Consider the following 23,388-nt stretch of genomic DNA (forward strand, 5'->3'; position numbering starts at 1 on the left):
CTCAGACGGCTGTGTAACAAATTGATTGATATTGACAAACTGTGTGTTAAAACCTATCACAGATACCTCATCGCTGCATACACCATTGTCCTTGAAAAAATATGATTAAAAATTTGACCATTAAATCGCGTTTGATCGTTACTTTTTTTTTCATTGCAATCACCCTGTTAGGAATTGAATCGATCTCCCTGTTTGGAATGAGCAAGGCGAGAGACAGTCTGAAAACCGTTTATGAGGACCGCATCATTGCGCTCGATCAGTTGACGGACATTGAATCGTTAATATTGCAAAACCGCATTGCCATAACGGCTAGTCTGGTGGCGTCGACGCCCGAAGAAATTAGCATTAATGTTGCAAAGTTCGAAAAGAATGAAACGGAAATCGACAGGATATGGGACGCCTACATGGCCACCTATCTAATGCCCGAAGAAAAGATACTGGCAACCAAATTTGCCGATGACCGTAAAAAATTCGTTACCCAGGGTTTGAATCCAGCAGCTGCCGCTTTGCGGGCAAACGAAGTAAAGAAAGCGAGTCGAATCCTCGTAGAAAATATCCGCCCCCTCTATCAACCAGTTGGGCAAGGAATCAAGACGCTTGGCAAGCTGCAATTGAGTGTGACTAAGCAGGAATATGAAGAAGTACAGAGCCGCTACGATATTATTCGCAACATTATTATCGCTACGGCAATCATTGGCCTGGGGTTGGCTATATGGATTGGCTTTATGCTGGTCCGCGCCATTTCCCGGCCGCTGGAGGACGTAGTGAGAATTGCCCGGGGTGTTGCTGCAGGCAATTTGACGCAGCAAATCGAAGTCCGCTCAACAAATGAAATTGGCCAGTTGATGAAAGCCCTGAAAGAAATACACGATAACCTGGTGAAGGTCATCGGCCAAATACGTGACAGCGAAGCGCGTACCCGTGCAGTGCTGGACAACGTGGATGAAGGCATCATTGCAATTAACGAAGGCGGTATGATCGAAATTTTCAACCCGGCCGCGGAACAGATTTTTGGCTACAAAGGGAACGAGATTATTGGTAAAAATGCCAGCCTGCTGACGCGGGGGTCAAGCCGAGATCAGCATAATGGTTCTCTTGAACGACATCAGCAATTGAACAAACCCACCGCTCCTGGAGTAAGTAGGGAAATGGTAGGCGTGCGCCAAAACGGCACAAATTTTCCGATGGAATTCAAAACGCGTGAAATCCGCTTCAATATGGGGCAGCTTCATATTGTGGTGACAAGAGATTTGACCGCCAGCAAACAAGCAGAGGCAGAGCAGAAAAAGCATGAGCAGGTGCAACAAAGAAATGTTGAGTTGGAAGCGGCTAGCCGGATGAAATCAGAATTTTTCTCTACTATGTCGCACGAACTCAGAACACCGCTTAACGCCATTATCGGTTTTTCTGAAGTGCTCAAGGATGGCCTGATGGGCGATCTGACTGATGAGCAACGTGGCTATATAAGTGACATCTTAGAGAGCGGCCAGCATCAGCTGGCTCTCATTAACGACATTCTGGATTTATCAAAAGTGGAAGCTGGCAAGATGATCCTCCACCTGGAACCGATCGATCTGCCTTCACTATTCTCCAATAGTCTGTCTATGGTCAGGGAGAAAGCTGCTGCCCAGCACATCCATCTCAATTTGGATATCGCCGATGGGCTGGGCGATATCCAGGCAGACGTACGCAAGGTCAAGCAAATCGTTTATAACCTGCTATCTAATGCGGTCAAGTTTACTCCCACAGGCGGTGATGTAACCATGCGTGCCCGCCGCGTGTCGCGCGCCCAAGTCGGTCAGCTAACCAGTCAATGGGCAGGACTGAGCTTCCCTTGGAGTAACAACAAGATTACGGATTTTATCGAAATCAGCGTTACCGACAGCGGCATCGGCATCGCTAATGAAAATTTTGGGCGGCTATTCAAACCCTTCAATCAGATTGATAGCAGTCTGGCACGCAAATTCGAAGGAACGGGATTAGGCTTGGCGATAGTAAAGAGTCTCGTTGAACTACACGGCGGCACGGTGGCGGTGGAAAGCGCCGAGGGCCAAGGCACCTGCTTCACTGTGTGGCTGCCGTTGTGGATGACCGAAGAAGCAGTTGCCGCACTGACCGAAGAACCAGCCGATTCGGCTCTCCCATCACCATTAATGGCGCTCCGCCATTCAGGAGAGCGGTTCGCCTTGGTGGTGGAAGATGACGACCGGGCGGCCGAGTTAATCCGTATCCAACTGGAATTGTTAAATATCAAAACCTTACGTGCCGTTAGCGCTGAGACTGCATTCAGCCTCGCCTTGCAACAGCCACTGGCATTAATCACGTTGGACATTTTGTTGCCCAACATGATTGGTTGGGAATTTCTCACTCGCATCAAACAAATTCCTGCTCTGGCCCGTATTCCGGTAGTGATTATTTCAACTATGGCAGACCGTAGCATGGGCCTATCTCTTGGTGCCTCGGCCGTACTACAGAAGCCAATCAGCCGTGCGGATTTGTATGATACGCTGACCGATCTTGGCCTGCACACGTCAGTACAACCCGAACAGCCGCTGACAATATTGATAGTGGATGACGATCCCAAGGCAGTGGAAGTCATTGCCATTCATCTGCGAGATACAAGCTACAAGGTAATTAAGGCCTATGGTGGGCGTGAGGCGATTGAGGCGGCATACCGTTTGTTGCCTGACCTGATCGTGCTTGACCTGCTGATGCCGGAAGTGAATGGTTTTGACGTGGTGCTGGCACTTAAAAACAACCCTGACACTGCGCGTATCCCGATTCTGATCGTTACCTCCAAACAACTCACTGCCGAAGACCGTGCCGCGCTTGATCCTCAGGTAACAAAAATCATGAACAAAACCGTATTAAGCCAAGGCCACTTCCTCAACGAGGTACGGTGTGCACTGATGATTCGCCGGCAGGAAGACTGACATGGCCAAAATACTGGTAGTGGAGGATAACCCCGCGAATATGAAACTGGCAGTACTTCTCTTGCAAAAGGCAGGTTACAGCGTGCTTAGCGCCATGGATGCGGAAGCTGGCTTGGCATTAGCGCAAACTGAGCAACCCGACTTAATCCTGATGGATATCCAGCTGCCTTGCATGGACGGCCTGGTCGCTACCGCACTGCTCAAGCAGAATCCTGCCACGCACACCATTCCGGTCATCGCACTTACCGCCTTGGCAATGAAAGGGGATGAAGAACGTTGCCGTAGCGCCGGTTGTGACGGATATATCGCCAAACCGTTGCGCTATCAGGAATTGTTGGCAGAGATCAAGGCACAATTGGCGAAGCGTGATTGTTCGTTATACTCTTCAATGGAGCCGAATCAAGAAGAAAGTCCCCAATGACTTCCCCTATAGCAACAATCCTGATTGTGGATGATGAGCCCAAAAACAGGAGCTTGCTGGAAGTTTTACTTAAGCCGGAAGGCTACCTTACCGTTACTGCTAACAGCGGAGAGGAAGCGTTGGCAATGGTGGCAGAGCAACCCCCAGACTTAATTCTGCTCGATGTCATGATGCCGGGCATGGATGGCTACGACGTGGCGACCAAGCTCAAGGCCAATCCTGCCACTCGCAACCTTCCCATTATTATGCTGTCCGCATTGGACGACCGCGATTCCAAGCTGACCGGGCTGAACGCCGGGGCAGAAGACTTTCTTACTAAGCCGATAGATCGTGCCGAGTTGTGGGTGCGCGTGCGCAATCTGTTACGCTTAAAAGAATACAGCGACTTTCTCGCCGAGCATAACCAGCTCCTCGAGCAGGCTGTACGCGGGCGAAACGAGGAGATCACGGAACGCAAACGCGCCGAGACTCAAATCATTCGACTCAATCGCCTCTATGCAATCTTGAGCGGCATCAATGCGGCCATTGTTCGTATTCGAAACCGGCAAGAGTTATATACTGAAGCTTGCCGTATCGCGGTGGAGCACGGCCATTTCAGGATGGCCTGGATAGGATCGGTGGACTCCCAAGGGACAGGTCTGTCACCCTTGGCTTGGTCGGGTTTTAATGAAGGATATCTTGACAAAATCACCCAGGCCATCAGGAACAATGAGGCGGATACTTTAGTACTAGCAATGCGGGCGCTACAGGAAAAAACCCCCGTTGTCTGCAACGACATTGATTCCGACCCCAAGCTTGCGTACTGGCATATAGATGCAAGGCAGCGTAGCTACCGTTCCATGGGCATATTCCCCCTGATGGAAGATAATCAGCCGGTTGGCTTATTCGTCCTCTATGCTTCAGAGCCAAATTTCTTCGATATGGAAGAAATAAAACTGCTCACCGAGCTGACCGCAAATATTTCATATGCACTGGAATATATCAAAAAGGAAGAGAAGCTCAATTACTTGGCCTATAACGATGTCCTGACTGGACTTCCCAGTCGCACCCTGTTCCATGATCGGCTCGTTCAGGCACTGACCAACGCACATCGTCACATGGATAGGCTGGGAGTTTTGTTCATTGACCTGGATAATTTCAAGAACGTAAACGACAGCCTCGGCCATCATGCCGGCGATATGTTACTGAAACAGGTTGCCGCCATGTTTTCCGTCTGTATGCGAGAGGGCGATACTGTGGCGCGGCTGGGCGGGGATGAGTTCGTGGTAATTCTGGACAGCATGACATCGGAAGACGATGCCTGGATGGTATCGCAGAAAATCCTCAAGCTTATGGCTAAGCCGCTCACTATTGAAGGCCACGAACTACTCGTCACATGCAGTATCGGCATCGCGCTCTACCCCAAAGACGGCGAGGATGCCAAGGCCCTGCTTCAGAGTGCCGATGGCGCTTTGTACCTGGCCAAGAACAAAGGCCGCAACAACGCCCAGTTCTGCACCGCCGAAATGAACGCCAAGGCACTAGAACGGCTAACGCTGGAAAACGACCTGAGACAAGCAATTAATCGCCAGGAGTTTCTGCTCCATTATCAGCCACGCGTTGATCTAATTAGCGGCGAAATTACCGGCATGGAGGCTTTGGTACGCTGGCAACATCCCGTCCAAGGCTTACTTTACCCGATCAAGTTCATCCCAGTGGCGGAAGAATCTGGTCTGATAGTGCCGCTCGGAGAATGGGTGTTGCGCACCGCCTGCGAACAAAATAAGGCATGGCAGCTTGCCGGACTACAGCCAGTAAGCATCGCCGTCAATCTTTCGGCACGTCAGTTCAAACAGCAGGATCTGGTTGAAATAGTTACCCGTATTTTGAAAGAAACTGAACTGGATCCCTCCTATCTTGAGCTGGAACTGACCGAGAGCATGGTCATGCAGAATGTAGAAGCGGCCATAGCTACACTCTCTCAATTCCAGGCGATCGGGGTGAAACTCGCGATTGACGATTTCGGCATCGGCTATTCAAGCCTGAATTACCTCAAACATTTTCCAATAAGCTTTCTTAAAATAGACCAGTCATTCGTGCGTGATATCACCACCAACCGGGATGACGCGATAATCGCCAAGATCATCATTTCCATGGCGCATGATCTGGGACTCAAAGTAATCGCCGAAGGGGTCGAAACCGATGGGCAAAAATCCTTCCTGAGTTTGCATCATTGTGACGAAATGCAGGGCTACTTTTTCAGTATGCCGATCCCAGCCGAGGAATTCGAAATTCTGCTCAGGGAGAGATGCTGCATGTCTATGACAAAACCGTGATTACTTTGAGCTGGCGCAATTGCCTTTCTTCATGACGGATCTGCTACGATCCATCCTTGAATCTGCCTGTCAGAAAATTACTATGAATCATAATGAAAGGTTTTTTTAAGATATGAATCCATTACTTTATTTTTCCGGTTTGCCGCGTTTTGAGGAAATCCGCTCTAAACACGTTGCGCCAGCGCTTGATCAACTTTTAACTGAAAATCGTGAGCTATGCGAGCGACTATTAGCCGATATATCTGCCCCCACTTGGGACAATTTTATACAGCCGTTAGCGGATGCCAACGAGCGTTTGTCACGATCATGGGGGCAGGTTTCACACTTGAATGCAGTGATGAACTCGGCTCCACTGCGCGAAGTATACAATGCCAATTTACCCAAGATTACGCAGTATTACGCTGAATTGGCGCAAAATCTAGCACTGTTTCAGAAGGTGAAGGCCGTACACACCAGCACAGAATTTGCAACTTTAAGTGCGGCACGCCAGAAAATTATTGAGAATCAATTACGTGATTTTCGCCTCGGCGGGGCCGAATTGCCAGAAGCACAAAAGGCACGCTTTCTTGCCATTCAGGAGGAACTTTCCACCTTGTGTTCGCGTTTTTCCGATAATATTTTGGATGCTACTAACGCTTACACATGGCTGGTTGAAGACGAAGCAGAGTTGTCCGGTATTCCAGCAGACGAGCGTCAGGTTGCTGCCGAAGCGGCGCAACAGGAAGGCAAAACGGGATGGTTGTTTACCCTGAAAGCCCCTTCTTATGGCCCGCTCATGCAATACGCGGATAACCGTGCGCTACGCGAGCGTATGTACACTGCAAACAGCACCCGCGCCAGCGAGCTTTCGTCGAGTGCCTCAGCCGAAGATCAAGCCAAGCCAGAATGGGATAACACACCGTTAATGAAGCAGATTCTAAAGCTGCGCGGCGAAGAAGCACGTCTGCTGGGGTTTTCCAATTTTGCAGAGTTGTCGCTGGCAACCAAAATGGCAAGCACGCCGCAACAGGTGCAGGATTTTTTGGGTGAATTAGCGCAACGCGCACGACCTTTCGCCGAACGAGACCTAACAGAGTTGCGTGAATTTGCCCGCACGCAACTCCACATAACCGATATGCAGGCATGGGATGTTAGCTACGCCAGTGAACATTTACGCCAACAGCGCTATGCTTTTTCCGAGCAGGAAGTGAAGCAATATTTCCCGGAAGATAGAGTGCTGGATGGCATGTTCAAGTTGGTAGAAACGTTATACGGCTTAACCGTCCGCTCTGCACCAGCGCCACTGTGGGATTTAACAGTGAGTTTTTACGACATTCTGGACGGTGATGGCAGGTTAGTGGGTCAGTTTTATCTCGATTTATATGCGCGCAGCAGCAAACGTGGCGGCGCGTGGATGGATGATGCCATCACACGCCGCCGCATTGCGGCTGGCATCCAAACGCCAGTCGCCTACCTCAATTGCAATTTTGCTGCACCGGTAGGAGACAAACGCGCGCTCTTCACCCATGATGAAGTCATTACCCTGTTCCATGAATTCGGTCATGGCCTGCACCATTTGCTAACGCAAGTGGAAGATCTCGGTGTATCCGGTATCAACGGCGTGGAGTGGGACGCAGTGGAATTGCCCAGCCAGTTTATGGAAAATTTCTGCTGGGAGTGGAATGTACTGCAAAACTTGACCAGGCATGTCGATACAGGGCAGAAATTACCGCGCGCATTATTCGATAAAATGCAGGCGGCGAAAAATTTTCAGAATGGCCTGCAAACGTTGCGCCAGATAGAATTTTCTTTGTTCGACATGCGACTGCATAGCGACTTCGATCCACAAGGTGCGCTGACTATCCAGCAATTGCTTGATGAAGTGCGTAGCAAAGTGGCGGTACTTATCCCGCCCGCATTCAACCGGTTCCCTAACAGTTTTTCGCATATTTTTGCCGGTGGCTATGCGGCGGGCTATTACAGCTACAAATGGGCGGAAGTATTGTCCGCTGATGCATATAGCCTATTCGAGGAAAGTGGCGTGCTCAACTTGGCAGCGGGTCTTCGCTTCCGCGAAGAAATACTTGCGGTGGGAGGTAGCCGCGATGCAATGCAATCTTTTGTGGCATTTCGAGGTCGTGAGCCGTCCATTGATGCGCTATTGCGGCACAGCGGTTTGGTAACAGCAAGTTAAATTTTGTTCAGTTTCCATGAGGGCAATATGAAAAGGCATTTCGTATGGACAGGATTGATAGCGTTCGTGTGTGGCAGTGCACAGGCAGACGGGTTGTACCGTTGGGTGGATAAATCTGGCAAGGTACATTACGGCGATGCCCCGGCGGCGGATGCGGCAAAAGTTGAACAAAAGAAATTTGGCGCTGCCCCAACAATTGATGCAAATGATCTACCTTATGCAACCCGTCGTGCCAAACAAAATTTTCCCGTCACTCTATATGTAGCCGAAAATTGCAGCGATCCATGCAAAGAGGCACGCTTATTTCTTACTAAGCGCGGTATTCCATTTACCGAAAATATCTTGCGTACCAAAGAAGATCTCGATGCTTTCAAGCAGTTATCTGGTAGTGACGGCGTACCAACACTCGCAGTGGGAAAAACCTGGTTCAAGGGTTTTCAGGCTGAACAATGGGGCGGAGCACTGGATACGGCAGGTTATTTTCAAACGCCATCCCCGCAACCATCTGCTAAACCAATAACAACCAAGCCAACGAACACTGAAACTCAACATTAGCAAACTGGGAGATGTCATGGAATTAATCTTAAACACATTTAAGAAAATTAGAAGCCTGACACTGGTCTGCACTTTGGGCGCCGCAACCCTGACCATCGCCGCTTGCAGCGAAAAACCTTCGAAGACACCCCTACCCAAAACCGAGTCCGCCAATTTGTTCCAGCAGCAACATACAAAGCTTGAGCAAGCCAAAAAAGCAGGACAAGCAGAGATAAAAAACGCCGAGGATTTAAAGCAGAATGTAGAGCAACAAACCAAATAAAGCGATGAGGGTAATGAAGCCGCGCATATCTGATATAGCTGAAATCTATCCCTCAAGATAAATAAAATTCCTAATAAAGTTGCCACAATTGGTGAGCGTTGTTTTTGCAATGACCGAAAACCAAAACCCCGAACAAAAAGCCCGAGACATCATCGATGCGCTGCTCAAGCAAGCGGGATGGATTGTTCAGCACGCCAAAAAGATCGACCTGAACGTTGGATTGGGCCAGGCAGTGCGCGAATATCAGACCGATATTGGACCAGCGGACTATGTGTTATTCGTAGACAAAAAAGCAGTGGGTGTAATTGAAGCCAAGCGTGAAGAAGAAGGCCAGCGACTTACTGTCCATGAAACCCAAACGGAAGGATACGCAACGGCCCAGCTGAAATGGTTCAATAACAAGAAACCGTTGCCCTTTCTCTACGAGAGCACTGGCATTATCATCCGCTTCACCGATGGTCGCGATCCCAAGCCGCGTTCGCGCGAGGTGTTCAGCTTTCACCGCCCGGAAACAATCAAGGAATGGCTGTCTCAGGATGACTCATTGCGTGAACGTTTACAGCACATTCCAACACTCAACCCAAACCAGCTTCCCGCCAAGGAGCTGCGCCTGCGCGATTGCCAGGAAACCGCCATCACCAATCTGGAAGAGTCGTTCAAGGCCGACCGCCCACGCGCGCTGATCCAGATGGCGACCGGTGCAGGCAAGACCTACACCGCCATCACCTCCATGTATCGCCTGCTCAAGCACGCGCACTGCAAGCGGATATTATTTCTGGTGGACACCAAAAACCTAGGCGAACAGGCCGAGCAGGAAATGATGTCCTACGTGCCCATCGACGACAACCGCAAGTTCACCGAACTATACAACGTGCAACGGCTGAAAAATTCCTTCGTCGCCAAGGATAGCCAGGTGTGCATCAGCACCATCCAGCGCCTATATGCCATCCTCAAGGATAAAGAGCTGGACGAGGCCACCGAAGAGATCAATCCCGCCGAACTGAAGCTGGGCAAAGAGCCTTTACCCGTGGTCTACAACGAAAAAATCCCACCGGAGTTTTTCGACTTCATTTACATCGACGAATGCCACCGCTCCATCTACAACCTGTGGCAACAGGTGATCGATTATTTCGATGCCAGCCTGATTGGCCTCACCGCCACGCCGGACAACCGCACCTACGGCTTCTTCAAGAAGAACGTGGTCAGCGATTACAGCCACGAAAAAGCCGTGGCCGACGGCGTGAATGTCGGCAATGAAATCTATGTGATCGAAACCGAAATCACCAAACAAGGCGCACAAATCAATGCGCAGCAGCAAGTCGAGCGGCGCGAAAAACTCACCCGCAAAAAACGTTGGGAACAGCAGGACGAAGACGAAGCCTACTCCGCCACGCAGCTGGACCGCAACATCGTCAACCCGGATCAAATCCGCACCGTCATTCGCACTTTCCGCGACAAATTGCCGGAGATATTCCCGGGCCGCACCGAAGTGCCCAAGACGCTGATCTTTGCCAAGACCGACAGCCACGCCGACGACATTATCCAGACCGTGCGCGAAGAATTCGGCGAGGGCAACGCCTTCTGCAAAAAACTCACCTACAAGATCGAGGAAGACCCCAAGTCGGTACTGGCGGATTTTCGCAACGCCTATTACCCGCGCATCGCCGTCACCGTGGATATGATCGCCACCGGCACCGACGTGAAGCCGCTGGAATGCCTCCTGTTCATGCGCGACGTAAAAAGCCGCAACTACTTCGAGCAGATGAAAGGACGGGGCACGCGCACGCTGGATATGGACGACCTGAAAAAAGTCACGCCCTCCGCCGTCAGCGCCAAGACCCATTACGTCATAGTCGATGCCATCGGCGTAACCAAATCGCTTAAGACTGCCAGCCAGCCGCTTATCACCAAGCCCACCGTGCCGCTGAAAGACTTGGCGATGCAGGTGATGATGGGCGCGACCGATGAAGACACCGTGAGTTCGCTCGCCGGACGCTTGGCGCGCCTCAACAAACAACTGGATGTCGATGACCAGCGCCGCATCCGCGAAGCTGCGGGCGGACTGGAACTCACCCAACTGATCGGCAAACTGTTTGCCGCGATAGATGCCGACAACATCGAAGCCCGCGCATTGGCGCTGGCCGGGCAACCCATCGACACCAATCCAGGCGACGACAAGCGATCACAGGCGCAACAACAATTAGTGAGCGAAGCCGCGAAAGTGTTAAATGGCGAACTGGTCGAACTCATCGAAACCATCCGCCGCGACAAAGAACAAACCATAGACCACGACAACCTCGACAACCTGGTGCGTGCCGAATGGGACAAAGAGGCCGCCAATAACGCGCAAGCCCTCACCGATGAATTCGCCGATTACCTGAAATCGAATCAGGACAACATCGCCGCACTTACTATCTTCTTCAGCCAGCCCTACAGAAGGCGCGAACTCAGCTTCGACCTGATCCGCCAAGTGCTGGACCAACTCAAATCCGACAAACCCAAACTCGCTCCGTTGCGCGTGTGGCAAGCCTACCGCCAATTGGACGACTACAAAGGTGCGCAGCCCATCAGCGAGCTAACAGCATTGGTCGCGCTGATCCGCCGCGTGTGCGGCATGGATGCCCAGCTCTCCACTTTCGACGACACCGTGCGCCGCAACTTTCAGAACTGGGTGATGAAACACCACTCCGGCGGCGGTAATAAGTTCAACGAAGAACAAATGGCCTGGCTGCGCATGATCCGCGACCACGTCGCCAACTCGTTCCACATCGAGCGCGGTGATCTGGAAATGTCGCCGTTCGACGGGCAAGGCGGGCTGGGCAAGATGTATCAACTGTTCGGTGCAAAAATGGATACGTTGCTGGATGAATTGAATGAAGTACTGGTGGCGTGATGGAGACCAATGTTAGTGGGTTGCCACATGCTTGGCGTGACGCCAGGATTTCCGAGGTAACCTCTGTAAATCCGACATTCGATAAAGCCGGAATTCCTGATGATTTGGAGATTTCATTTGTACCAATGCCAGCCGTACAGGCTGAAAGCGGAATAATTGATGTCAGTACTAACCGCAAATTTTCAGAAGTAAAAAAAGGCTACACGCCCTTCCGTGAAGGTGATGTTCTATTTGCCAAAATAACCCCCTGCATGGAAAACGGGAAAATGGCTGTAGTGCCCGAAGTAAGAAATGGCATAGGCTTCGGCTCTACTGAATTTCACGTTCTTCGTGCCCAATCTGGCATAAATGCAAAGTACATTTACTACTACGTATCATCCCAAGGCTTTCGTCGTGAGGCTGAACACAATATGTCTGGCGCGGTTGGACAACGGCGAGTAACGACTCCTTACTTGAGTGCATGTGAAGTTCCAATTCCTCCAACCAACGAACAACACCGCATCGTCGCTAAAATCGAGGAGCTATTTTCTGAGCTGGACAAGGGCATCGAAAACCTGAAGACCGCACGCGCGCAGCTCAAGGTGTATCGCCAAGCCCTGCTGAAACATGCCTTCGAAGGTAAACTCACTGCACAGTGGCGCGCAAAGAATCAGGACAAACTGGAAACCGCCGATGTCTTGCAGAAGCGCATCCAGCAAGAGCGCGCGCAACGCCACCAGCAACAACTCGCTGACTGGGAAGCCGCCGACAAACAAGGCAGCAAACCCAAAACCCCGAAATCCCTGCCGCCGCTCACCGCCGAAGAACTGGCTGAATTGCCCGAACTGCCGGAGGGTTGGGGGTGGATGAAACTGGGAGACTTGGCTTCGAAAATTACTGATGGCGAACATTTCAAACCCTCAGTAAAAACTGAGGGTGTTTATTTCCTCTCTGCAAAAGATGTGAAACATGACGGTGTTTCATTTGATGATCCTCTGTTCGTCAACGAGGAGACAGCAGAAAAGGCTCGCTCAAGATGCGACCCAGAACGAAATGACATATTGATTGTTAGCCGTGGTGCCACCATTGGTCGGATGTGCATAGTCAATACAGATGAACGGTTCTGTTTGCTGGGCAGTGTCATCCTAGTGAAGGCAATCGCTGCGGTACAGAGTCGTTATTTATTGTCAGCACTGAAATCTCCGCTTGTAAATAAGAAAATCGTTGGTGTCTCTGGCGCAACAGCTCAACAGGCTATTTATCTGAGGGATATTCAGCACGTCCCTGTTCCTATTTGCTCATCTTTGGAGCAGTCAAAAATTGTTGAGGAACTGGAATCTAAGCTTACAGAAGTTGACCAACTCGAACTAACCATCATCACCGCATTGCAACAAGCCGAAGCGCTGCGCCAGTCCATCCTGAAAAAAGCTTTCTCCGGCAAACTGGTGCCACAAGACACGCACGACGAACCCGCCTCGGCATTGCTGGCGCGCATCAAGGCGGAGCGGATGGAGGTTACTGTCAAGCGGCGCAAGAATGTAAGCACAAAACTCATTAAAGAGACCTGACCATGCAACCGCAACCAGCCATTTTTGAAGAACATGAAATCCGCCGCGTGTATGACGAGGCCACTGAAATATGGTGGTTTTCAGTGGTAGACATTATTCAGGTACTGACACAACAGCCCGATTATCAGACGGCGCGTAAGTACTGGAACAAGCTGAAAGAGCGGCTGGGCAAGGATGGCAGCCAACTGGTGACAAATTGTCACCAGTTGAAAATGACCGCTGAGGACGGCAAGCAGCGCCTTACCGACGTCGCGACCGCAGAGACATTGCTGCGCTTGGTGCAGTCCGTGCCCAGCCCCAAGGCCGAGCCGATCAAACTGTGGCTGGCGAAGGTGGGCTACGAGCGGATGCAGGAGATGGCCGATCCTTCGCGTTCGCTGGATCGCGCCCGCGAGACTTGGCAAAAGCACGGGCGCAGCGAGAAATGGATACAGCAGCGCATGACCGGCTAGGAGACACGCAACAAGCTGACCGATTACTGGAAAGAGCACGACATCCAGGAGGGCAAGGAATACGCCATCCTCACCAATATCATTCATCAGGAGTGGGCCGAGGTAGATGTGAAGGCGCACAAGGCGATGAAGGGTTTGAAGTCGCAAAACCTGCGCGACCACATGAGCGAGGCGGAGCTGATCTTTACCGCGTTGGCGGAGCTTTCCACGCGCCAGATCGCCGAAAGCATAGAGGCCACGGGCATGAAGGAGAACGAGGCTGCGGCAAAAACCGGCGGCGGTATCGCCAAAAAAGCGCGGTTGGAGCTGGAAAGTAAAACGGGCAAGCGGGTCGTTTCGGCAGAAAATTATTTGCCTCCGGCAAAGAAAAAGCTGGCACAGAAAAAGAAGGGGTAATTACCCATTAACAAGGGTAATAGAGAGGGTAATAATGATTTTTCAAATCACCTGAATTGTGCACACAGCGTGTGCACAATCAGAAATAAACTTTAAGGCAACTCAATGAACGCAACCGCATCTATCGTTTCCAAAGTCTGGAGTTTCTGCACCACGTTGCGCGACGATGGAGTGAGCTATGGTGATTATCTGGAGCAGCTCACTTATCTGATCTTTCTAAAAATGGCGGACGAATACAGCCAGCCGCCGTATACCCGCAAGGTGGGCATTCCCGCCGAATACAACTGGCAGAGCCTGAAGGCAAAGCGCGGTGCGGAGTTGGAGGTGCATTACGTGACACTGCTGCGCGAGCTGAGCAACAAGCCAAGGATGCTGGGGACAATTTTCACCAAGGCGCAGAACAAGATTCAGGACCCGGCCAAGCTGTATCGCCTGATCGACATGGTGAATGAAACGAGCTGGGTAACGATGGGTGCGGATGTGAAGGGTGACATCTACGAGGGCTTGCTGGAACGCAACGCGGAAGACACCAAGTCCGGCGCGGGGCAATACTTCACGCCCCGAGCTTTGATCCGCGCGATGGTGGAATGCGTGCGCCCGGAGCCGAACAAAACCATAGCCGATCCGGCCTGCGGCACGGGCGGTTTCTTTCTGGCAGCCTATGATTTCCTGGTGGCGAATCACCAGATGGACAAAACGCAGAAGGCCTTCCTCAAACACGATACCTTTAACGGCAACGAGATCGTGGCGGGCACGCGCCGTCTGGCGTTGATGAATATGTTTTTGCACAACATCGGCGAAATTGACGGCGAGAGTATGGTGTCGCCAAACGATGCGTTAGTAGCTGACAGTGGCAACCGCTACGACTACGTGCTGGCGAATCCGCCGTTCGGCAAGAAGAGCTCGATGAGCTTCACCAACGATGAAGGCGAGCAGGAGAAGGACGACCTGACTTACAACCGCCAGGATTTCTGGGCGACGACTTCCAACAAGCAGCTCAATTTTGTACAACACATCCGCACCATGCTGAAAACCACGGGACGCGCGGCTGTAGTCGTTCCGGACAATGTGTTGTTCGAGGGCGGCGCGGGTGAGACGGTGCGCAAAAAGCTGCTGGAAACTACCGAGCTGCACACCATATTGCGCTTGCCCACTGGCATTTTTTACGCCAACGGCGTGAAGGCGAATGTGCTGTTCTTCGACAACCACGCGGCGAGCAAAGAGCCGTGGACGAAGGCGGTGTGGTACTACGACTACCGCACCAACATTCATCACACGCTGAAAAAGAAGCCGCTACGCTTTGAGGATTTGCAAGAGTTCATTGCCTGCTACAACCCGCTGAACCGCCATGAGCGCAAAGAGTTGTGGAACGAACAGAGCAACCTGGAGGGCCGTTGGCGCAAATTCAGTTACGGACAGATCATCGCGCGCGACAAAACCAGTCTGGATATTTTCTGGTTGAAGGATAAGAGCCTTGCCGATCTGGACAACTTGCCTGAGCCGGATGAACTGGCATTAGAGATCATCGACAACCTGGAGGCGGGGTTGAACAGTTTCAGAGAAATTGCGGCGGCGTTATCGTGAGCCAATGGCAATGCACTTGACAATACCCCACATGAAACCCCTTACAATATGCATGTAAAAATCAATTTCAACTTAATCAATCTATTTAAAACTGTATGAAAATTGCGACTTGGAATGTGAACTCCCTTAAGGTGCGTCTGCCTCATACATTGGACTGGCTGGCGGTTAATCAGCCGGATGCGCTGTGTTTGCAGGAAACCAAACAAGAGGACAGTAAGTTTCCCCTGGCAGAGTTACAACAAGCTGGCTATCAAGCTGTGTTCAGCGGACAGAAGACCTATAACGGCGTAGCCATTATCAGCAAGGCTGTGCCTGAAGACGTAATGGTCGGCATGCCGAATTTTCTGGATGAGCAGAAGCGCGTGATTGCTGCCACGCTGAACGGCGTGCGTGTGGTATGCGTTTATGTGCCGAATGGTCAGAGTGTTGATTCAGACAAATATCAATACAAATTGGCGTGGCTAAACGCTTTGCAGAAGTGGTTAAAAGACGAGTTGGTTCGCTACCCTAAGCTTGTGCTGCTTGGCGATTACAACATCGCACCCGAAGACCGTGATGTGCATGATCCTCAGGCATGGGTAGGCAATGTACTCGTGAGCGAGCCTGAGCGCGCGGCATTCAGAGCGCTCGAACAACTTGGGCTGCGCGATAGTTTCCGCCTGTTCGAGCAGCCGGAGAAATCCTATACCTGGTGGGATTACCGCATGATGGCCTTCCGCCGCAATATGGGATTGCGCATTGACCACATTTTGGTGAGTGAGGCACTGGTACCGAATTGCACTGCTTGTTCAATAGACCGTACGCTACGAAAGTTGGAGCGGCCATCAGATCATACGCCGGTAGTGGCGGATATCACAATTTAGGCGCCTGGCAACACAAGTCCAATCTTGTTATTGAAAATGTAAGTTTCTGCCGCACAAGCTATATGGCATTCCCTGTTTCGCCAGCGTTATCCAGTCCAGCCAGTACCATCTCGGCGGCACGTAGCACGGCGCGTGCTTTATTCTGGGTTTCTATCCATTCGCTAGCCGGTACCGAGTCGGCTACCAAGCCACCCCCAGATTGGACATAAAGAGTGCCTGCTTTGACCACCGCAGTGCGAATGGCAATGGCAAGATCCATATCGCCATTGAAGCCAAGATAGCCGACTGCACCCGCATAGATGCCACGCTTGGAAGGCTCCAGTTCGTCGATGATTTCCATCGCGCGGACTTTGGGTGCACCGCTCACCGTGCCAGCCGGGAAGGTAGCTTTTAATACCTCAATCGCAGCCAGCCCCGGTTTGAGCGTGCCTTCAACATTGGACACAATGTGCATGACGTGCGAATACCGTTCAATCACCATTTTCTCGGTGAGCTTCACCGTACCCTGCTGCGCGACGCGGCCAACATCATTACGACCGAGGTCTATAAGCATCAGGTGTTCCGCCAGCTCCTTTGGATCGGCCAGCAACTCTTGCGCCAATTGGATATCCTGTTGCGGTGTTTTGCCGCGCGGACGTGTGCCAGCAATGGGACGCACAGTCACGTTGTCACCTTCCAGTCGCACCAGAATTTCAGGTGAAGCGCCGACCACATGGTGATCGTCCATGTCGTAATAGAACATGTAGGGTGAAGGGTTGATGGAACGTAGCACTCGGTACAGATTGAGCGGTGAAGCAGGAAATGGCTGGCTCATGCGCTGCGAAGGCACAACCTGCATGATATCGCCATCAAAAATATAGCGCTTGGCCTTGTCTACAGCCTGTTTGTAGGCTTCCTCACCGAACTCAGATACAGCTTCCTGAGGGGAAAATTGCGGGGCACGTGGTATTTCCACGGGTTGACGCAGCAACTGTGCGAGTTCTTGCAGACGCTGCCGTGCCAATGCATAAGCATTTGGCAGTTGCGGATTGGCATGTACGATAAAGAAGAGCTTGCCGGACAGATTGTCCACTACCGCCAGCTGTTCGGTGAGCATTAGCAGTATATCCGGCGTACCGAGCACGTCCTGTTTTTGCGTTTTGGCCAGACGTGGCTCGATATAGCGTACGGTGTCATAGCCGAAATAACCAGCCAACCCGCCAGTAAATCGCGGCAGGCCGGGCAGCGGCGCAACCTTGAAACGTGACTGGTAGTCCTTGATGAAATCCAGCGGGTTGTCCGCATTTTGGACGGTTTCGCCAGTCGCAGTGGTGAGCGTAATGTGCTTGCCGCGCACCGTAATGCGTGTATCGGCGGGCAGCCCGATAAAAGAATAGCGGCCGAAGCGTTCACCACCCTGCACTGATTCCAGTAGATAGGAATAAGGTTTGTTGGCGAGCTTAAGATACAGCGACAGTGGCGTATCCAGATCAGCAAAGGTCTCTGCCACCAGAGGGATGCGGTTATATCCTTGCTCGGCAAGTTGATCAAAAGCTTGTTCAGAAATGGGATTCAACACGAATTGCTCCTAACTCAAAAAATGGGAAAACGGCAGCACTAAAACGGGGCTGCCACACCGAACGGAGTGGTGATCACCATCGCCATGCAGTAGTTTCTCTCCAGATTTTGAAATTTTCGTGTGTCATCAGGTCATATTTTTTGAATCAGCTTGATCACATCTGGCAGCGTGTCGATCACAGCATCCAGATCCAGTCTATCCACCGGCTCGCCGTGATTGTAACCATAGGGCACGCAAACTATGGGACAGCCGGCGGCGCGTGCAGCAACCGAGTCATTGAGTGAATCGCCGATCAGCAACACTTGCTCCACCGGAACGCCGAAAAACTTTGCAGCGTGCAGCAACGGCAGCGGGTGTGGTTTTTTTTCCGGCAGGCTGTCGCCGGACAGCACGATCTCGAAATAATGCGCAAGCCCTAAACCCTCAAGCAGGGGCTCAGTGTAGCGTTTTACCTTGTTGGTAATGCAGCCCAGGCGGAACCCAGCCGCCTGCATGGCGTCCAGCCCGGCAATCACCCCCTCAAACGGTTTACTCTGTAATAGCAGCTCCTTGTAGTGCTGTTCGAAAATCGGCAGCGCCTGTTCATATAGATTTGCATCCGGCTCGGCATACATGTCACCGGTCAGCGCGCGTTTAACCAGCCAACTGACCCCATTGCCGATGTAGCTTGTCAGCAAATCTTGCGACACGGCAGGACGGCCCAGGTCACGCAACATGCAATTAGCAGAGGCCACCAGTTCAGGTGCAGTATGAAGTAACGTGCCATCCAGATCGATAAGGATAGCGGAGATTCTCAGTGGGAAATGTGCTCGCACCATTATTTCCTTACTTTGGCTAGTTCAGCGCGCAAAGCGGCGATGATGGAATCATAGCGGTGCGGATCCGTGTCCTTGCCGGCACCATACACAGCGGAGCCGGCTACGAAGGTATCGCAACCCGCAGCAGCAATTTCCGCAATATTGCTGGTGTTCACACCACCGTCGATTTCCAGCATGATGTCGCGCCCGCTTTCATTAATTTTTTGGCGCGCAGTGCGTAGCTTGTTCAGGGCATCAGGGATAAATTTCTGACCGCCGAAGCCGGGATTCACCGACATAATCAGGATCAAGTCAATTTTGTCCATGACATGGTCGAGATAGCTCAATGGCGTACCAGGATTGAATACTAGCCCGGCCTTACAGCCGTTTTCCTTGATCAAGCTGAGAGTGCGGTCGATGTGCTCGGACGCTTCCGGATGAAAGGAGATGATATTGGCACCGGCTTTGGCGAAGTCCGGGATGATACGGTCCACCGGCTTGACCATCAGGTGTACGTCGATCTCTGCTTGGGTAATCGGACGAATGGCAGAACACACCAGCGGACCAATGGTCAGGTTGGGTACGTAATGGTTGTCCATCACGTCGAAGTGGATAATATCCGCGCCGGAGGCAATGACATTGATGACTTCTTCGCCGAGCTTGGCGAAATTGGCGGAAAGAATGCTAGGTGCAATTTTGTACATGGCGACGCCTTTAACAAGTTTAAATTTGAAGCACGCATTCTACCCGAAACTTTCCCGATGAATAAATGCAACAGTAGACAGCTCACTGCTTTTCCAAAGTAAATGACTGAACGTTATTCTTCTCGCTCATATTCACCGCCATATTGTTGCAAGAGCTTCAGCATTGCCGCCGCTTTATCTAACGTCTCTTGATATTCTGCATTGGCGTCAGAATCCGCTACGATCCCGCCACCCGCCCAAAAACGAATTTCGCCATCGGCGAATACCAAAGTACGGATAGTGATGTTGCTATCCATATTGCCATCAAAACCGATGTAACCAATCGCACCGCAATATACCCCACGTCGATGCAGCTCCAATTGTTCGATGATTTGCATGGCGCGTTGTTTAGGTGCACCCGTTACAGAGCCACCGGGAAAACAATCGCGTAACAATGCCAGCGCATCACGCCCCGGCGCAAGCTGACCAGTGACGGTACTTACCAGATGGTGTACTTGGGCAAAACTTTCCAGTTCGAACAGCTTGGGTACTTGCACTGAACCAGATATACAGCTCTTGCCCAGGTCGTTACGCAGCAAATCAACAATCATTAGGTTCTCTGCACGGTCTTTGTCGCTATGGCCCAACTCTTGTGCCATCTTCGTATCGTCGTGCAGATTGTTTTGACGCGGGCGCGTACCTTTGATCGGATTAGTTTCGACGTGCCCCTGCTGTACTTGCAAAAATCGTTCCGGCGAGGCGCATAAAATTTGCACCTGCGGAAAATTAAGAAAAGCAGAATAAGGTGCCGGGCTCAGACGACGCAATTCGAGATATGCTTGTAGCGAATCACCGGAAGCACGTGCTGCATAGCGTTGCGCCAAATTGACTTGATAACAATCACCCGCGTGCAAGTAGCGTTGTATGACATCAAATGCGGATTTATACCCCGCACGGGTAAAATTCGACTGAATGCGACCATGTACCTTGAATTTTTCCTGAGGCGCGTTACTGTTCTGTTGCAATCGCGCAAGGATTTGCGGCAACACTTGTTCTGTTCCTTGCTCACGTTGCTGTGATACCAGATGTGTCGTCTTTTCCTGATGATCCAGCACAATCGCCCAGTCGTAGATGCCAACCATCATGTCCGGCAGATGTTCAGTTTCCTGTGCCTGTGTGGGTAAAGTAAACAGGCGGCGCGCCAGATCGTAGCCCCAGTAGCCTAGTGCACCTCCCAAAAAGGGAATGCCCGGTATTGCTGCGACGGGTGCACCCAATTGCTGGCGCAAAAGTTCAAATGGATCACTGGCTGAACGCTGCACACCGGTTGCATTTGTAATTTCCGTGTATGTACCCTGTGTGACCAGCGTGGCGATGGGTTGTGCGCATAGAATGTCGTAACGCCCTCGCCCACCGCTGTCCAGCCACACCGCCCAAGGCAAATCGGCGATGGCCGCGAAGTAAGCGGCAGCATTGGCAGCATTGGGAAGGGAGGCTCTATAAAACATCGGGTTGGTGGGTGAAAAGGAAGACTTATGTCGCTTCGCAGTCTGCTCGATCAGCTCAAGTCCCGCATTGCGGGCTCAAGCTAGCAATTCGATTTATTTAGGTAAGAGCGGATATAGTGAGCTTGGATTAAAGAATGGAATGCATTTTTATACAACAGAATTACAGAGCGATTAAATCAACTTTGCGCAACCTAATCCCTCTTTAGTTCTGATATTTTTGTTCAGGTCGCTTATCTATTGCAGCGGAAATTACAAATGCAAAGTAGCTGGGAACTATGAGGCCTAGGCTATTCCACGAATGAGAATTTCCAGTCCTACCTTTCCTTCACTGATTTCGCGCAGAGCAATTACAGTAGGCTTATCTTTACATTCTGCCACTAGATAGCTGGCGCCATTGGCCAACTGACGTGCGCGGTAGGCGGCAGCCAAGGTGAGTTCAAATCGGTTAGGGATGTTTACCAAACAGTCGTCTATCGTTACACGAGCCATGGTGTAGTGTCTCCTTTTTGCAGTTGATTAATCAAAGTTTGCTGGCGTGCGAGTTGTCTATCGCGGCGAAGTCCTGCGGCAACGACGATGGCATTGAGCTGTTGCAAAGCAATGTCCAGCTTATCATTAATAATAACATAATCAAACTCTACGACATGGGCGATGTCTTCTTTCGCGGCGTGCAAGCGTTGTGCGATCACTTTGACATCATCCTGTCCGCGCCCATGCAGGCGATTCTCCAGCGCTTGCAAAGAGGGGGGCAGGATGAAGATGCTGATGCAATCCGGAAATGCGCGCCGTACTTGCGCCGCGCCCTGCCAATCAATTTCCAATAGTACGTCACGTCCGCTCAAAATTTCAGCTTCAATCCAGGATTGCGAAGTGCCATAGAAGTTGCCATATACCTCAGCGCTTTCCAAAAAATCACCATGCTTTGCCATATCCAGGAAAGTTTCACGGCTCACAAAATGATAATCTTCCCCCTCGGTCTCGCTTGGGCGAGGCGCTCGCGTCGTGTAGGAAACAGATATACCAACCTGTTGATTACTGGCCAGCAACGAGCGAACCAGGCTGGTTTTTCCTGCACCCGACGGTGCACTGACAATAAAGAGATTTCCCGGCATATTTATGTATTAAGCATCTTTAAACATTGAGCAGTATTTTCAACACAAAACTCCACTGCGAAGCGCAATGTAATTTTATCATCAACTGGTAGGAGCTTCTGAAAATTCAGTGCTTGCCCAAACTCAAGTCATGCAAACAAATTCGCTGCGTTGTACATGTCTCATGTACAAATTTTCTGCCTAGGCTCTTTGAGTAATTACCGACTGAAACTAGAATTACGGACTGACAAGTTAAATATATATGCGGCATATTTTCTGTGCACGAAATGGAATAACTTGATATTTTTACTTGTTTCAGCTGCTTAAAGCTCCGCCAATACACGCAGGTAAGCGATGGGGTAAAGGCTCGCTGTGAAAATCCCACGTTAAAAGGATAAGCGCGTAATTTCTTTTGTCCCTGTGATGCCGTCCACTGTGTAGTTAAAGGTAGCACTCGAATAATCGTGGAATATAAATGTACCCGTCCCAACCGGCGTTACTACAAGCTGGCCAGGGTCGTATGTTACACCCAGGTAAGTACCTGTCGTCTTGTAAATTGGGCCAGAATAAGCAGTAGGACTTAACCATTGTCCCGGCTGGAGCGTATACCATATAGGCTGACCCGCTTGGTCATACACAAACCATGCGGCAAATATTCGATCACTGGGGTGTTGCATAATACTGAAACCCATGCCGGATTCCTGTGGATTCCACCAGTGGTCGGTATAGTCAACCAGAGGAAACGGCCCGGTTTTGGACGCATAACTATCAGTGACAGTAAACTGTGCCGAGCCCAACTGCACTGCTGGGAAGGCAATACCTGTACTTGGTTTGTATGTGCGAAAAACATCGACACTAAATACACCTGGTGGAAACTGTCCCAGTTTAATGTCAAGATCTGGCACTGGGAACGGCACACCGAAGTCTGCACAATCAGGATTTGCGATAAGATCGACTCTAATAACAGTGCCTACCTGTTTTAGTTGTACGGGAACACGAGGGTCATATAAACATGAACTCCCCACCTCTATTTTAACTACAACTGACTCCAGACTTTTCGGGTTGGCTGGATGTATTGTTACATTTTCTGCTACAGCGGTTGTCATTACACCGAAAGTCATTCCGATCAAGAGTACCCTCTTGGCAGATGAAAAACTACTTAACCGAAAATCGTCTATGACGTTCCCAATGTATACAAACAAGCGTTTTGCATCCTCTTTTAAAAAACAAAATGCCGTATCTATGATTTTTTCATGTCTGATTTTCATCATAAGCGCCTTTTCTATTCCCAGGATTAATCTGTGGTTGGACGGCGGCCATTATTTAGATAGCGATAGTCAAGAGTAATAAAATTTTG

At 50.8% G+C, this 23,388-nt stretch carries 19 protein-coding genes; 12 read left to right on the top strand and 7 right to left on the bottom strand.

What is annotated here, in order from left to right; genetic code table 11:
- Positions 1 to 101: 101 nt before the first annotated feature.
- From W01_RS06730 to xth, 12 genes are all read left to right on the top strand, one after another.
- Complete coding sequence (locus W01_RS06730) at positions 102 to 2,933, top strand: Tar ligand binding domain-containing protein (protein ID WP_173053201.1); 2,832 nt, start codon at positions 102 to 104, stop codon at positions 2,931 to 2,933.
- Position 2,934: 1 nt separating this feature from the next.
- Positions 2,935 to 3,354, top strand: a complete 420-nt coding sequence (locus W01_RS06735; RefSeq protein WP_173053203.1) for a response regulator — start codon at positions 2,935 to 2,937, stop codon at positions 3,352 to 3,354.
- On the top strand, positions 3,351 to 5,669 hold the full coding sequence (locus tag W01_RS06740) for an EAL domain-containing response regulator (RefSeq protein WP_173053205.1): 2,319 nt from the start codon (positions 3,351 to 3,353) through the stop codon (positions 5,667 to 5,669). The genes W01_RS06735 and W01_RS06740 overlap by 4 nt, the downstream gene beginning before the upstream one ends.
- A 112-nt stretch (positions 5,670 to 5,781) precedes the next feature.
- Positions 5,782 to 7,842, top strand: coding sequence for a M3 family metallopeptidase (locus W01_RS06745; protein WP_173053207.1), 2,061 nt, complete (start codon positions 5,782 to 5,784; stop codon positions 7,840 to 7,842).
- Between the two features lie 27 nt (positions 7,843 to 7,869).
- A complete protein-coding gene (locus W01_RS06750) occupies positions 7,870 to 8,397 on the top strand; it encodes a glutaredoxin family protein (RefSeq protein WP_173053209.1) in 528 nt (175 codons plus the stop codon).
- Positions 8,398 to 8,413: 16 nt separating this feature from the next.
- A complete protein-coding gene (locus tag W01_RS06755; RefSeq protein ID WP_173053211.1) occupies positions 8,414 to 8,659 on the top strand; it encodes a hypothetical protein in 246 nt (81 codons plus the stop codon).
- 109 nt (positions 8,660 to 8,768) lie between these two features.
- Positions 8,769 to 11,552: a type I restriction endonuclease subunit R gene (locus W01_RS06760; protein ID WP_173053212.1), complete on the top strand. Its 2,784-nt coding sequence runs from the start codon at positions 8,769 to 8,771 to the stop codon at positions 11,550 to 11,552.
- Positions 11,552 to 13,099, top strand: coding sequence for a restriction endonuclease subunit S (locus W01_RS06765; protein ID WP_173053215.1), 1,548 nt, complete (start codon positions 11,552 to 11,554; stop codon positions 13,097 to 13,099). The genes W01_RS06760 and W01_RS06765 overlap by 1 nt, the downstream gene beginning before the upstream one ends.
- Positions 13,100 to 13,101: 2 nt before the next feature.
- Positions 13,102 to 13,551: a BRO-N domain-containing protein gene (locus W01_RS13905; RefSeq protein WP_198421254.1), complete on the top strand. Its 450-nt coding sequence runs from the start codon at positions 13,102 to 13,104 to the stop codon at positions 13,549 to 13,551.
- Positions 13,552 to 13,659: 108 nt separating this feature from the next.
- Positions 13,660 to 13,947, top strand: coding sequence for a hypothetical protein (locus tag W01_RS13910; protein ID WP_198421255.1), 288 nt, complete (start codon positions 13,660 to 13,662; stop codon positions 13,945 to 13,947).
- A 105-nt stretch (positions 13,948 to 14,052) separates the two neighbouring features.
- Positions 14,053 to 15,531 carry a type I restriction-modification system subunit M gene (locus W01_RS06775; RefSeq protein ID WP_173053217.1) on the top strand — a complete coding sequence of 493 codons (1,479 nt, stop codon included), beginning with the start codon at positions 14,053 to 14,055 and terminating at the stop codon, positions 15,529 to 15,531.
- Between the two features lie 95 nt (positions 15,532 to 15,626).
- Entirely contained in the window at positions 15,627 to 16,394 is a 768-nt protein-coding gene (xth, locus tag W01_RS06780; RefSeq protein ID WP_173053219.1) for an exodeoxyribonuclease III, read from the top strand.
- Positions 16,395 to 16,452: 58 nt separating this feature from the next.
- On the opposite strand, the gene trpE is transcribed toward xth, so the two are convergent.
- From trpE to W01_RS06815, 7 genes are all read right to left on the bottom strand, one after another.
- Positions 16,453 to 17,952 (bottom strand): anthranilate synthase component I, encoded by a 1,500-nt coding sequence (gene trpE, locus W01_RS06785; protein WP_173053221.1) that lies wholly within the window; start codon positions 17,950 to 17,952, stop codon positions 16,453 to 16,455.
- 131 nt (positions 17,953 to 18,083) lie between these two features.
- Positions 18,084 to 18,770, bottom strand: coding sequence for a phosphoglycolate phosphatase (locus W01_RS06790; RefSeq protein ID WP_173053223.1), 687 nt, complete (start codon positions 18,768 to 18,770; stop codon positions 18,084 to 18,086).
- Positions 18,770 to 19,453 (bottom strand): ribulose-phosphate 3-epimerase, encoded by a 684-nt coding sequence (gene rpe / locus W01_RS06795; protein WP_173053225.1) that lies wholly within the window; start codon positions 19,451 to 19,453, stop codon positions 18,770 to 18,772. The genes W01_RS06790 and rpe overlap by 1 nt, the downstream gene beginning before the upstream one ends.
- Positions 19,454 to 19,566: 113 nt before the next feature.
- Entirely contained in the window at positions 19,567 to 20,940 is a 1,374-nt protein-coding gene (gene pabB / locus W01_RS06800; RefSeq protein WP_173053227.1) for an aminodeoxychorismate synthase component I, read from the bottom strand.
- A gap of 282 nt (positions 20,941 to 21,222) precedes the next feature.
- The gene (rpoZ, locus tag W01_RS06805; RefSeq protein WP_173053229.1) at positions 21,223 to 21,429 is read right to left on the bottom strand and encodes a DNA-directed RNA polymerase subunit omega; all 207 of its coding nucleotides are present in this window, start codon (positions 21,427 to 21,429) and stop codon (positions 21,223 to 21,225) included.
- On the bottom strand, positions 21,417 to 22,052 hold the full coding sequence (gene gmk / locus W01_RS06810) for a guanylate kinase (protein WP_173053231.1): 636 nt from the start codon (positions 22,050 to 22,052) through the stop codon (positions 21,417 to 21,419). The genes rpoZ and gmk overlap by 13 nt, the downstream gene beginning before the upstream one ends.
- A 365-nt stretch (positions 22,053 to 22,417) precedes the next feature.
- Positions 22,418 to 23,302 carry a hypothetical protein gene (locus W01_RS06815; protein ID WP_173053233.1) on the bottom strand — a complete coding sequence of 295 codons (885 nt, stop codon included), beginning with the start codon at positions 23,300 to 23,302 and terminating at the stop codon, positions 22,418 to 22,420.
- Positions 23,303 to 23,388 lie beyond the last annotated feature (86 nt).

Source organism: Candidatus Nitrotoga sp. AM1P, from assembly GCF_013168275.1.
Classification (GTDB): domain Bacteria; phylum Pseudomonadota; class Gammaproteobacteria; order Burkholderiales; family Gallionellaceae; genus Nitrotoga.